We start from the raw sequence: 12809 nt of genomic DNA, 5'->3' as shown, positions 1-12809 counted from the left end.
GCGTCGGTCAGACCTGTTCGAGGTGGGGCCCGTTCGAAGCGGAGGGCCCTGATGAAGCATCCGTCGGGGGATGGAGCGGTCACGGGACGGGCCGATCGCGAGGGCCGCGAACCCCGCCGCGGATTGGGCCGTCAGAGCGTACCCGGGCCCTCTGCGCGGTCTGTCCCTGCCCGCGGGCGGTCCGTCGGAGTCCGGCGGCCGGCGCGGGACGGCGTGGCGCTCTGCGGGACGGCGTGGTGCCCGGCGGGCGGGTGCGGCCCCGGCGGTACGGCCGCTTCCGGCGCCCGACCCGGTGGACGGGCCGACCCGGCAGTCGGCGACCCGGCGGACGGCGACCCGGGGGGAGGGCCGACCGAGCGGTAACCGTCCGGCGGCGGACCCCGGTGGCGGTACGGACCACAAGGCGGCACCGTCATCGAACCGGAATTCTCACAGTCCGCAAATCCTGCACAACTCGAATACACAGCCGAACACTTCGTGGCACCATGAGTGCCCGCGACCATGCGCCGTGATCACGCCGGCAAGGCTGAACGGGGGACAGGAGCGTGCCCGACAGACCGCTGCGCCCGCTGGGCGTCCAGGCCATCGAGGACCTGGTCCGCGACTGCTGGGTGCGCGAGAGCGGCCCGCCCGGTCGCCGCCCGGACCGGAACCTGCCGGTCATCGTGCTGCTGGGACGGCACGGCAGCGGCAAGACCACGGTGCTGCGCTACCTGTCGCGCCGCGCCGCCACCGCACCGCAGGCCGGGCACGACTTCGCCACCGGGACACTGCGCCCCCACGAGGTCGTGGCACGGCTCGCCTTCCGGCTCTCACTGACCTCCCGCGGGCTGCACTTCCCACGACTGATCCACGGCCTGGTCGCCGTCGATCCGGACCTGCTCCTGGACGTCAACAGCCCCGACCGCGCCAGGCGGCAGCTCGACAAGCGGATGCGCGAGGCGAGGCAGCGCAGCGCCGGGCTGATCCCGGACGCGCTGTCCGAGGGCGTGGGGCTGCTCAACGACCTGGGCATCATTCCGGTACCGGGTGCCGGGCTGATGGCCGCGCTCCTGTTCCGCGGCCTCGGCCCGCGACTGCTGAACGCCGTCTCGCGCTCCGGCCTGGAGTGGTACGGCGGCGACGGCGCACAGGCTCCGCTGGACGCCCTGGTCGCCCTCAACGAGCGCAGCCGGAGCGAGGATCCGGCCGACCAGGACCGGGTGGACCGGCTGCTGTGCGAGGCCTTCCTCGCCGATCTGCGGGCCGCCTACCACCGGCGCCTGGGCTCGGGCCGGGACCGCAACTGCCTGGTGGTGCTGGACAACATCGACCAGGGCGGCGGCAGCCGCTTCCTGTCCCTGCTGCTGGAGGTGCGGGAGTCCCTGGCCCGCAGGGAGGGCGGCGGCTGCGACCCGCTGCTGACAGTGGCCAGCGCGTCGAGCGCGCGGGCGGTGCCGGGGCCGTTCGACCCCGGGCCCGCCGGCCTGCGCATCCGCGACCCGCACCAGACCTCGTACGACGACTGGCGGGCCGGTACCCCGCAGTCCCCGGCGGACTCCGCCTGGTGGTACGCCGTCCAGTTACCCGACCTGACGGCAGGTCAGGTGTCCAGGCTGGCCGAGGCGATCGCGCCGAGGCTGCCGGAGGCGACACCGCTGGTACACCGGCTGACCTACGGGCATCCGTGGAGCGTGATACGGATGCAGCAGGCCGCGGCCCGGATGATCGACCGCCCGGACGCCGACGTCCGGCTGCGCGGCATCCTCGACTCCGGCCCGCCGGCCGGCGGCGTCACCGACGCGGACCCCCGGAGCGGGCGCGCGACGCTGCGGCAGGAGGCGCTGCGCTACCTGCTCCAGGACATGGAGAGCGACCAGCTGGCCGGGCTGGTCACCTGTGCCGCCTCCCGGGACATGGAGTCGGCCGTCAACTCCCCGCTGCTGGCGGACTTCTCCCCGCGGATCCGGGAGACGCTGCTGGAGGAGACCGCCCAGCGCCTGTGGCTGGTCGCCCCGCTGACCGAGGACGCGGGCACCCGTGGCGGCCGGGGCTCCCACTACCTGCCCACCACCGGACCCACCAGCCATCCGGACCTGTTGCCCGACTCGCTCGTCCTGCAGCCCTGGCTGTGGCTGCTGCTGCTCCGCGAGCTGGCCGCCCGCCCACCCGGCGGCCCCTATCCGGACTGGGACACCGCGCACCAGCGCCTGCACGCCTGGCACGCCGAACGCAAGGGGCACCTGCCGAACGCCTACTACCACCGGCTCTCCCTCGGCCGGGTCGAGGAGGTCGTCGCCCGCCTGGAGGCGGGACTGCACACCCTGCCGACCGAGGCCTGGCTGTACGAGCTGTACGCGATCACCGCGGCGCCGATGCGCGAGCCGGTGGACCTCTCGGACTCCGCCACCCACCGGGCGGACCTGCTGGCCCGCGAACTCGCCCCGGACGCCTTCCGGCACCACCGGGCCCTGGCCCTGCTGGTCACCTCGCTGTGGCTGGCCGTCGATCCGCGCAACCGGCTGCCCAACGCGCGGCCGGAGCTCAACTTCACCATCAGTGCATCGTTCCGGGACCTGGCCTGGCACACCGACGACGCGAACAGCGCCGTGCTGCGCTCCGAGGCCGCCCGCTACGAAGCACACACACCGTGAGCCCGGGAGGCCGACCGCGATGACGCCGCTCTCCTCGCCCGAGACATCCGACCCGGAGCCCTGGGACCCGCCGCGCCCCTGGTGGCGGGGGTGGCTCGGGATCACCGCGCTGGTGGCCGTACTCGCCCTGGCCGGCGGAGGCCTCCACCTCGTCCTGCGTCCGGCGAGCACCCGCTGCGCCGACGGGGTGGCCAGGATCGGCGCGGACCGGTCGTGCGTCGGGCTGACCGACGGGAGCTACTCCTTCACTCCCGATCTGGCGCAGGTCTCCGCGCTGATCCGCGACGAGAACAGAAGCGTCCTCGACGCCGCGGCGAAACCGGGCGGAGCGCCCTGGGTCGGGGTGGTCTACCTGCTGCCGATGGCCGCCGGCCGGGGCGGCTCCTCCACCGCCGACTCGATCCGGCACGAGATCGAGGGCGCCTACACGGCCCAGTGGATGGCCAACCACAGCCACTCCTACGGGGACTCGCCGCAGATCCGGCTGCTGCTGGCGCACCGCGGGGGCACCGACGACCAGCAGGACTACACCCTCGGGCAGATCGAGTCCCACCGCGCCGCGGACCACATCGTCGCGGTCGCGGGACTGGGCACCAGTACGGAGTCGACCAGGGCCGCCATCCTGCGCCTCACCCACGAGGACATCGCCACCTTCGGATCGGTGATCACCGCCGACGACCTCGCCGACATCCCCGGCCTCGTACGGGTGGCACCGCCCAACTCGGACGAGGCGGCCGCCGCCGCGAAGTACCTGACGCAGGACCACCCGAACGCCAAGGTGCTGCTGGTCCAGGACCGCAAGGCCGACGACCTGTACAGCCGCACCCTGGCGGACCAGTTCCGCAAGAGCTACCCGGCGGGGCAGCTGATCGCGCAGCCGATGGAGTACGACTCCTCCAAGTCGGACGTCTCGACCTACTTCACCCAGCAGATGGCCAATGTGTGCCTCTCCGCCCCCGACGTGGTCTACTTCGCCGGCCGGGGCGTCGACCTGCCCCGGTTCCTCGCCCCGCTCTCCCAACGGCAGTGCATCGACAAGGAGTTGACCGTCATCTCCGGGGACGACGCCTCGCAGGTCGAACAGTCCGCGGGCGTCGGCGAGGTGAAGAGCGCGCTGCGGCTGGGCAACATCAAACTGCTCTACACCGGACTCGCGCACCCGGACGCCTGGCAGCTGCGGCCGCAGTCCTACTCGCCGACCGCGATCGCGCCGTTCGTGAGCGGCGGCGAGTTCCCACGGGCCTTCCCGCACGAGTCGCTGGCCGACGGCCAGGCCATCATGGCCCACGACTCGGTGCTGACCGCGGTGGCCGCCATCAGGGCCGCGGCCACCGGCGGGAGTGACCAGGTCACCGGCCAGGACGTGGTGCAGATGCTGACCCTGCTGTACGGCGCGAAGGCGGTCTCCGGGGCCAGCGGCCTGATATCGCTGGACTCCCACGGCAATCCGATGGACAAGGCGATCCCGATCGTCGAGCTGAGCCCGGACGGGCAGGTGCGCACCGTCGCGGTCTCCTCCCGCACCGGGAACCCGCCGGACGGCCGACCCTAGCCCCGGGGCAGGTCGCCCCGGGCCGGGGGCAAGTTCATAACAGTCCATCAGATGTCCTTTGATCCGCCGGAGTTGCGGGTAGGTTGGCGACCCGGTCCAGCTCTCGTGCGCAAGGAGACCCTCGAATGACCACAGTTGAGACCAAGCGCCGTCGTGCCCTGCCGGCCGCGCTGCTGGCGGCGGCCGTGGCCACCGGCCTGACCGGGTGCGGCGGGTCCTCGGACAAGCTGCCGCCCGCGGCCGGTTCCTCCGGCTCCGGTGAGACCTACCAGCAGGTGGTGGACGGCGCCCCGGTGGCACCGGACTCGGCGATCCCCGCCGGGAGCCTGATGGCCAAGATCAAGAGCCGTGGCACGCTGAACGTCGGCGGCACCGACGCGGCGGCGCTGTTCTCGCTCAAGGACCCCGTCACCGGCAAGGTCACCGGCTTCGACGCCGGACTGACCGACATGCTGGCCAAGTACATCATCGGCCAGCCGCACGTGAACCGGGTCCAGGTGGACGTCACCACCCGCGAGGCACTGCTGCAGAACGGCACGGTCGACGCGGTCCTGGCCACGTACACCATTACCCCGGCCCGGGCGAAGAAGGTCGCCTTCGCCGGCCCCTACTACTCCTCGGGCGACGCCATCCTGGTCAAGGCCTCGGACAACACGATCACCAAGGTGACCGACCTGAACGGCAAGTCGGTCTGCACCGAGTCCAACTCGACCGCCGCCAACGACATCAAGCAGTTCGCGCCGAGCGCCAAGGTGGTCCTCTTCCAGACCAACGCCGAGTGCCAGCAGGCCGTCGAGCAGGGCCGCGCCGACGCCTACGTGCTCGACCAGGCGCTGCTGCTCGGCGACGCGGCCCGGGACAAGAACGTCAAGGTGGTCGGCCAGCCGTTCACCACCGAGCCCTACGGCATCGGCGTACCGCTGGCCGCCCCCGAGATGAAGACCTTCGTCAACGACTGGCTGAAGCTCATCGAGTCCGACGGCACCTGGGCCAAGCTGTGGAAGGCGACGATCGGCACCGAGCTGTCCGGCGACGCACCGACCCCGCCCGCCATCGGCTCGGCGGACGGGAGCTGAGCGGCGTGTCCGCCGAAACCGGTGCCGTCGCGGGCCAGCTCGGCCACGGTCTGCTGCTCACCCTGGAGATGACCGGGCTGGCCTTCGCCGGAGCGCTGGTACTGGGCGTGGTCCTGGCGGTGTTCCGGATCAGCCCGGTGCCGCCGCTGCGGCTCGCCGGCGCGGGGTACGTCACGGCGTTCCGCAACATCCCGCTGCTGGTCCTGCTGGTGCTGTTCGTGTTCGGGCTGCCCGAGATCGGCCTGCTGTACCCGCTGCTCACCACCGTCACCCTGACCATGGCCCTCTACTGGGCCGCGTTCGTGTGCGAGGTGGTGCGCTCCGGCATCCGGACCGTGCCGGTCGGCCAGGTCGAGGCGGCCAGGGCGCTCGGGCTGACCTTCTTCGAGACCCTGCAGTACGTCGTCGTGCCGCAGGCCATGCGCTCGATGGTGCAACCGCTCGGCAACGTGTTCATCGGCCTGGCGCTGGGCACCTCGCTGGGCGCCGCCGTCGGGGTCCCCGAACTGACCGGGCAGGCCCAGTTCGTGACCCTCAAGTACGACAACCCGCTGACCAGCTTCGCCGCGACCACGGCCGTGTACGTGGTGATCACCCTGAGCTCCGGCCTGATCGCCGGGCGGATCGAACGGAAGGTGGCGATCAGGCGGTGAACGAGGACCTGCTCTTCGACGCTCCGGGCCCCCGGGCCCGGCGGCGGATCCGGATCGCGACCGCCCTCTCGCTGGTGGCCCTCGCGGGGCTGCTCTACCTGGCGATCCGCCAGTTCGCCGACCACGGGCAGCTCGCCGCCGACCAGTGGCGGATGTTCACCTCATGGCCGATCATCAACTTCCTGCTCGGCGGGATCGGCCAGACCCTGCTGGTCACGGCGGTCGCCGCCGCGATCGCCGTCCCGCTGGGCGGGCTGATCGCGCTGCTCAGGCTCAGTCTGAACCGCCCGCTGCGCGCACTGGCCCGCGGCTACACGGAGCTCTTCCGCGCCGTCCCGCTCCTGCTGCTGCTCTACGTCTTCCTGTTCGCGCTGCCGAGGGCCGGGCTGACCTTCCCGGTGTTCTGGCAGCTGGTGATCCCGATCGTGCTGGGCAACGCCGCGGTGCTGGCGGAGATCTTCCGGGCCGGGGTGCTGGCCCTGGACCGGGGCCAGTCGGAGGCGGCGTACAGCCTCGGCATGACGTACTGGCAGGCGATGGCCTGGGTGGTGATCCCCCAGGCGGTGCGCAGGCTGGTACCGACGCTGGTGAGCCAGCTGGTGCGGCTGCTGAAGGACTCCACCCTGGGCTATGTGGTCAGCTATCTGGAGCTGCTGCACAAGGCCCAGGTGCTCGGCGAGTACTACCACAGCGTGCTGCCCAGCTTCCTGGTCGCGGCGGCCTGCTACGTGGTGATCAACACCGCGCTGTCCGGGATCGCGAACCGGCTGGAACGCCGCCGCCGGGCCTGACCGCGCGGGCCCCGGGAGCCCCCTCCCGGACACCGGAAGGCGCCTTCCGGATGCGGAGTGCGGCCCGCACCCGCCTAGACTGGCCGTATGGCCCGGCTGAACGACGAGGTCGAGGCCCTGCTGCAGGAGTACTCCGACCTCATCCTGCTGACCGGCGGGGACGCCTACCGGGCGCGTGCCTACGAGAAGGCCGCCCGGGCGGTCGGCGGCTACCACGAGGACCTGGCCCGTCTGGACGCCAAGGCCCTGCTGGAGATCCCCGGCGTCGGCAAGTCCACCGCCGAGAAGATCACCGAGTACCTGACCGCCGGGCACATCGGCGCCCTGGAGGAGCTCCGCGCCAAGGTCCCGGCCGGAGTGCGCGAGATCATGGCCATCCCCACCGTCGGCCCGAAGAAGGCCGCACTGATCCACCGGCAGCTCGGCATCTCGACCGTCGCGGAACTGCTGGAGGCGGCCAGGGACGAGCGGCTGAACGACCTCCCCGGACTCGGGGCGCGCACGGCGGAGAACATCCTGCACGGCATCGAGCAGCTGCGGCAGAGCGGCGGCCGCACCCTGCTGAACGCCGCACTGGAACTGGCCGAGGGGCTGGTGGCCGAGCTCTCGAAGGTGCGCGGCTGTGTGCGCTGCGACTACGCCGGGTCGCTGCGCCGGATGCGGGAGACCATCGGGGACGTCGACATCCTCGCCGCCGCCAAGGACTCCACCGCGCTGATGACGGCCATCACCGAACTGCCGTACACCGCGGAGGTCATCGCCCACGGCACCACCAAGACCTCGATCCGCACCACCCAGGGCATGCAGGTGGACCTCCGGGTGGTCCCGCCCGAGGACTGGGGCGCGGCACTGGTCTACTTCACCGGCTCCAAGGCGCACAACATCCGGCTGCGCGCCCGGGCCGTCAAGGCCGGACTCAAGCTCTCCGAGTACGGCCTGTTCGAGGTGGAGAGCGGAAAGAAGCTGGTCTCGCGGACCGAGGAGGAGGTCTACCGGGCGCTCGGCCTGCCCTGGATCCCGCCCACCCTGCGCGAGGACCGGGGCGAGCTCGACGCCGGGCTGAACGGCGAGCTGCCCCAGGTGGTGACCGAGCGTGACATCCGCGGCGACCTGCACACCCACACCGACCTGACCGACGGCCTGGCACCGCTGGAGGAGATGCTGGCGGCCGCGGCCGGACGCGGCTACTCCTACTACGCCGTCACCGACCACGCCCCGAACCTGTACATGCAGCGGATGACCGACGAGAAGATGCTCGCCCAGCGTGAGCAACTACGCCAACTCGACGGAAAATTCGGCAAGTTGAAGCTGCTGCACGGAACCGAGCTCAACATCGACGCGGACGGCGGTGTCGACTGGCCGCCCGAGTTCCTGGCCGGATTCGACCTGTGCGTGGCCTCGATCCACTCGCACTTCAAGGCCGGCCGCGCCGAGCAGACCCGTCGGCTGATCCGGGCCTGCGAGAACCCGTACGTGCACATCATCGGCCACCCGACCACCCGGCTGCTCGGCCGGCGGCCGGCCATCGACGTGGACCTGGACGCGGTGTACGCGGCCTGCGCGCGCACCGGCACCGCGCTGGAGGTCAACGCCTCACCCGAGCGCCTCGACCTGAGCGACGAGCAGATCCTCGCGGCCCGCCGCCACGGCGTCCGCTTCGCCATCAGCACCGACGCGCACTCGACGGTGCACCTGGCCAACCTCCGGTACGGCATCGGCACGGCCCAGCGCGGCTGGCTGACCAAGGACGAGGTCGTCAACGCCTGGCCGCTCACCAGGCTGCGGCGCTTCCTGCGCGCCCGCACGGACCAGGGCTGAGGTGATCACAAGCCCGCTTTGCTAGGGCGCGCCATATTGTGATCTGTGCCACGTTCCGGGACTCTTCTACGGTGTGCGGCTCCGAGGAGGTCCAGTCGTGAGCGAGCTCAGCAGGAGGGTCCGCCCGGCCCAAGGCCGGGGGCGGACCATCAGGAGGTGCGCGTGGTGCGACGCACGCGCCGAGCGAAGCGAGGTGCGGGCATGAGCGGGCGAGTCGTCCAAGGGTGCGCATTGCGCGGAGCGGCCGACGCGCGAAGCGGGGAGGGCGCATGAGCACCGGAACGGAACGCCCCACCGGAACCGGTGTCCGAGGCCCGGGCCGCGCCGCCATCGCGCAGGGCCGGCTGCGCACCGACCGCTGGTGGCTGCCGCAGCTGGCCACCGTGGCCGGGCTGTTGGCCTTCATCGGCTACTCGACCTGGCGCGCGTTCGACGGCACGCACTACTACGCGGCCCCGTACGTGTCCCCGTTCTACTCCCCGTGCCTGGCGGCCAACTGCGTGGACATCCGCGGCGGGGCGGACTGGGCACTGTTCGGCGACTGGTGGCGGCTGTCACCCGCGCTGATCGTGCTCATCTTCCCGCTCGGCTTCCGGGTCACCTGCTACTACTACCGCAAGGCCTACTACCGGGCGTTCTGGCTGGCGCCCCCGGCCTGCGCCGTCGCCGAACCGCACACCCGCTACACCGGGGAGAGCCGCTTCCCGCTGATCCTGCAGAACCTGCACCGGTACTTCTTCTACGTCGCCGTCCCCTTCGCCGCGATCCTGACCTACGACGCGGCGCTCGGCTTCCGCAACGCGGCGGGGGAGTGGGGGCACGCGGGGCTCGGCAGCTTCGTACTGCTCGCCAACATCGCGCTGATCTGGGTGTACACGCTCTCCTGCCACTCCTGCCGGCACATCGTCGGCGGCCGGCTGAAGCACTTCTCCAAACACCCGGTGCGGTACCGGATGTGGCACCTCGTCAGTCGGCTGAACGCCCGGCACATGCTGCTGGCCTGGTGCTCACTGGCCTCGGTCGCGCTCGCCGACCTGTACGTGTACCTGGTGGCCTCGGGCGCCTTCGCCGACCCGCGCTTCTTCTAGCCGGGCACAGCCACCGAAAGCCGGGCACAGCTACTGAAAGGACGTATGCATGGCCGAGATCGAGCGGCACTCGTACGACGTGGTCGTGGTGGGTGCCGGCGGGGCGGGGCTGCGGGCGGCGATCGAGGCGCGCGAGCAGGGCATGCGGGTGGCGGTGGTCTGCAAGTCGCTGTTCGGCAAGGCGCACACCGTGATGGCCGAGGGCGGCATCGCGGCGGCGATGGCCAACGTCAACAGCAACGACGACTGGCAGGTGCACTTCCGCGACACCATGCGCGGCGGGAAGTTCCTCAACAACTGGCGGATGGCCGAACTGCACGCCAGGGAAGCCCCGGACCGGGTCTGGGAGTTGGAGACCTGGGGGGCGCTGTTCGACCGGACGAAGGACGGCCGGATCTCGCAGCGCAACTTCGGCGGCCACCAGTACCCGAGGCTGGCGCACGTCGGCGACCGCACCGGCCTGGAACTGATCCGTACGCTGCAGCAGAAGGTGGTCTCGCTCCAGCAGGACGACCGGAAGGTCGGCGGTGACTTCGAGGAGGGCCTGAAGGTCTTCCAGGAGTGCACGGTCACCCGTGTGCTGAAGGCGGACGGCCGGGTCGCCGGCGTGTTCGGCTACGACCGGGAGAGCGGTCGGTTCTTCGTGATCGAGTCCCCGGCGGTGGTGCTGGCCACCGGCGGGATCGGGAAGTCCTTCAAGGTGACCTCCAACTCCTGGGAGTACACCGGTGACGGGCACGCGCTCGCGCTGCTCGCCGGGGCGAGCCTGCAGGACATGGAGTTCGTCCAGTTCCACCCCACCGGCATGGTCTGGCCGCCCTCGGTCAAGGGCATCCTGGTCACCGAGTCGGTGCGCGGGGACGGCGGGGTGCTGCGCGACAGCGACGGCCGGCGGTTCATGTTCGACTACATCCCCGAGGTCTTCAAGGGCCAGTACGCCGAGACCGAGGAGGAGGGCGACCGCTGGTACGCCGACCCGGAGAACAACCGGCGCCCGCCCGAGCTGCTGCCCCGGGACGAGGTCGCACGGGCGATCAACTCCGAGGTCAAGGCCGGCCGCGGGAGCCCGCACGGCGGGGTCTACCTGGACGTCTCCACCCGGCTGCCCGCCGAGGAGATCGTCCGCCGACTGCCCTCGATGTACCACCAGTTCAAGGAGCTGGCGGACGTCGACATCACCCGCGAGGCGATGGAGGTCGGTCCGACCTGCCACTATGTGATGGGCGGGGTGCGGGTGGATCCCGACACCTCGGCGGCCCCCGGGGTACCGGGGCTCTTCGCCGCCGGTGAGGTGGCCGGCGGGATGCACGGCTCCAACCGCCTCGGCGGCAACTCACTCTCCGACCTGCTGGTCTTCGGCCGCCACGCCGGCCACCACGCGGCCTCCTACGCCGCCGGGCAGGCCGATCGAAGGCCGGTCGACGAGGCCGAGTTGGAGCTCGCGCTCCGGGAGGCGGTCGTGCCCTTCGACGACACCCGGGTGCGCGGCGGGCCGGCCGAGAACCCGTACACCCTGCACCAGGAACTCCAGCAGACGATGAACGACCTGGTCGGCATCATCCGGCGCGAGGCGGAGATGCGGGAGGCGCTGGAGCGGCTGGAAGGGCTCAAGGCCCGGGCCGGCCGGCTGGTGGTCGAGGGCCACCGGCAGTTCAACCCCGGCTGGCACCTCGCCCTGGACCTGCGGAACATGCTGCTGGTCTCCGAATGCGTCGCCCGGGCCGCCCTGTTGCGGAAGGAGAGCCGGGGCGGGCACACCCGGGAGGACTACCCGGCCATGGACCGCGAGTGGCGCCGGGTCAACCTGGTCTGCACCGCGACCGGGGACGGCGTGGAGGTCACCAGGCGGGAGAACGGGACGATGCGAGCCGAGCTGCTGGCCCTGTTCACCCGCGAGGAACTCGCCAAGTACCTGACCCCCCAGGAGCTGAACGGAGCGCAGCAGTGACGTACCAGGCCGAATTCCGGGTGTGGCGCGGCGACGCGGCGGGCGGCGGCTTCGCCACGTACCAGGTCGAGGCGCACGAGGGCGAGGTGGTACTGGACCTGGTGCACCGGCTGCAGGCCACCCAGGCACCGGACCTCGCCGTGCGGTGGAACTGCAAGGCGGGCAAGTGCGGTTCCTGCAGCGCCGAGATCAACGGGCGGCCCCGGCTGCTCTGCATGACCCGGATGTCCGCGCTGCCGCCGGGCGAATCGGTCACCATCACCCCGCTGCGGGCCTTCCCGGTGATCCGGGACCTGGTCACCGACGTCTCCTTCAACTACACCAAGGCCAGGGAGATCCCGGGCTTCGCCGCACCGGCGGGACTGGCGCCCGGCGAGTACCGGATGAGCCAGGAGGACGTGAACCGCTCCCAGGAGTTCCGCAAGTGCATCGAGTGCTTCCTGTGCCAGGACACCTGCCATGTGGTGCGCGACCACGAGGAGAACAAGTCCTCCTTCGCCGGCCCGCGCTACCTGATGCGGATCGCCGAGCTGGACATGCACCCGCTTGACGCGGCCGACCGCCAGACCGCGGCCCAGGAGGTGCACGGGCTCGGCTACTGCAACATCACCAAGTGCTGCACCGACGTCTGCCCGGAGTCCATCAGGATCACCGACAACGCCCTGATCCCCCTCAAGGAGCGGGTCGCCGACCGCAAGTACGACCCGCTGGTCTGGCTCGGCAGCAGGATCACCCGCCGTCGGGGGCGGCTCCCGGGCGAGCCGGGCTGACGGACCGCTCTCCGGGCCAGTCCAGGCGCAGGCGCTCCGCGCGGGGAAGGCTCGCGACCACCAGGTCGTAGGAGTCCTCGATCATCTCGCGGACCAGGCGGTCGGGTACCGAGCCGTCCAGCCGCACGGTGTTCCAGTGGCGCTTGTTGAGGTGCCAGCCGCCGGTGATCGCCGGGTACCGGCCGCGCAGGCGCAGCGCGAGATCGGGGTCGCACTTCAGGCTCACGGAGAGCGGGAGGGAGTCCAGTGCGCTGAGGGCGAACATCTTGCCACCGACCTTGAAGACCGAGGTCTCGGCGTTGAAGGGGAAGGTCTCGACCGCTCCGTTCAGTTCCAGGCAGGCGGCTTTGAGATCATCGGGCGTCATACGGCCAGTGTGCCCCGTCCGGCGGCGGCGTCGCAGCTCGGGGTACGGCCGGTGGGTATCCGAACGCCCCGCCGGGCAGGGCGGCGCGCACCTCGGGCGGTGGAGATCCGTTC

The 12809-nt window shown here is 71.4% G+C and carries 10 protein-coding genes; 9 read left to right on the top strand and 1 reads right to left on the bottom strand.

Annotated elements, in window-relative coordinates:
- The first annotated feature begins 545 nt into the window (after positions 1-545).
- The 9 genes from ACSMTC_RS02710 to ACSMTC_RS02670 all read left to right on the top strand — a co-directional run bounded on the left by ACSMTC_RS02710 (position 546) and on the right by ACSMTC_RS02670 (position 12329).
- On the top strand, positions 546-2633 hold the full coding sequence (locus ACSMTC_RS02710; RefSeq protein WP_436558007.1) for a hypothetical protein: 2088 nt from the start codon (positions 546-548) through the stop codon (positions 2631-2633).
- Positions 2634-2652: 19 nt separating this feature from the next.
- Positions 2653-4185, top strand: a complete 1533-nt coding sequence (locus ACSMTC_RS02705) for an ABC transporter substrate-binding protein (protein ID WP_436558006.1) — start codon at positions 2653-2655, stop codon at positions 4183-4185.
- 125 nt (positions 4186-4310) lie between these two features.
- The gene (locus tag ACSMTC_RS02700; protein WP_436558005.1) at positions 4311-5261 is read left to right on the top strand and encodes a glutamate ABC transporter substrate-binding protein; all 951 of its coding nucleotides are present in this window, start codon (positions 4311-4313) and stop codon (positions 5259-5261) included.
- A gap of 5 nt (positions 5262-5266) precedes the next feature.
- The gene (locus tag ACSMTC_RS02695; protein WP_436558004.1) at positions 5267-5914 is read left to right on the top strand and encodes an amino acid ABC transporter permease; all 648 of its coding nucleotides are present in this window, start codon (positions 5267-5269) and stop codon (positions 5912-5914) included.
- Complete coding sequence (locus tag ACSMTC_RS02690) at positions 5911-6705, top strand: amino acid ABC transporter permease (protein ID WP_436558003.1); 795 nt, start codon at positions 5911-5913, stop codon at positions 6703-6705. Before ACSMTC_RS02695 ends, ACSMTC_RS02690 begins: the two co-directional genes overlap by 4 nt.
- 87 nt (positions 6706-6792) lie before the next feature.
- Positions 6793-8523 (top strand): DNA polymerase/3'-5' exonuclease PolX, encoded by a 1731-nt coding sequence (gene polX, locus ACSMTC_RS02685; protein WP_436558002.1) that lies wholly within the window; start codon positions 6793-6795, stop codon positions 8521-8523.
- Between the two features lie 269 nt (positions 8524-8792).
- Positions 8793-9611 carry a hypothetical protein gene (locus ACSMTC_RS02680; RefSeq protein ID WP_436558001.1) on the top strand — a complete coding sequence of 273 codons (819 nt, stop codon included), beginning with the start codon at positions 8793-8795 and terminating at the stop codon, positions 9609-9611.
- Between the two features lie 49 nt (positions 9612-9660).
- Positions 9661-11559, top strand: a complete 1899-nt coding sequence (locus ACSMTC_RS02675) for a fumarate reductase/succinate dehydrogenase flavoprotein subunit (RefSeq protein ID WP_436558000.1) — start codon at positions 9661-9663, stop codon at positions 11557-11559.
- Positions 11556-12329 carry a succinate dehydrogenase/fumarate reductase iron-sulfur subunit gene (locus ACSMTC_RS02670; protein WP_436557999.1) on the top strand — a complete coding sequence of 258 codons (774 nt, stop codon included), beginning with the start codon at positions 11556-11558 and terminating at the stop codon, positions 12327-12329. The genes ACSMTC_RS02675 and ACSMTC_RS02670 overlap by 4 nt, the downstream gene beginning before the upstream one ends.
- Here ACSMTC_RS02670 and ACSMTC_RS02665 read toward each other — a convergent pair.
- Positions 12289-12696, bottom strand: coding sequence for an MmcQ/YjbR family DNA-binding protein (locus ACSMTC_RS02665; protein ID WP_436557998.1), 408 nt, complete (start codon positions 12694-12696; stop codon positions 12289-12291). The two genes, ACSMTC_RS02670 and ACSMTC_RS02665, sit on opposite strands and share 41 nt — an antisense overlap.
- Between the last annotated feature and the right edge of the window lie 113 nt (positions 12697-12809).

The organism is Kitasatospora sp. HPM-01-4, from assembly GCF_051374625.1.
In the GTDB taxonomy this organism is placed as follows: domain Bacteria; phylum Actinomycetota; class Actinomycetes; order Streptomycetales; family Streptomycetaceae; genus Kitasatospora.
The sequence above is the reverse complement of the archived record's forward strand: the minus strand, read 5'-3'. Positions and strand labels throughout refer to the sequence as shown.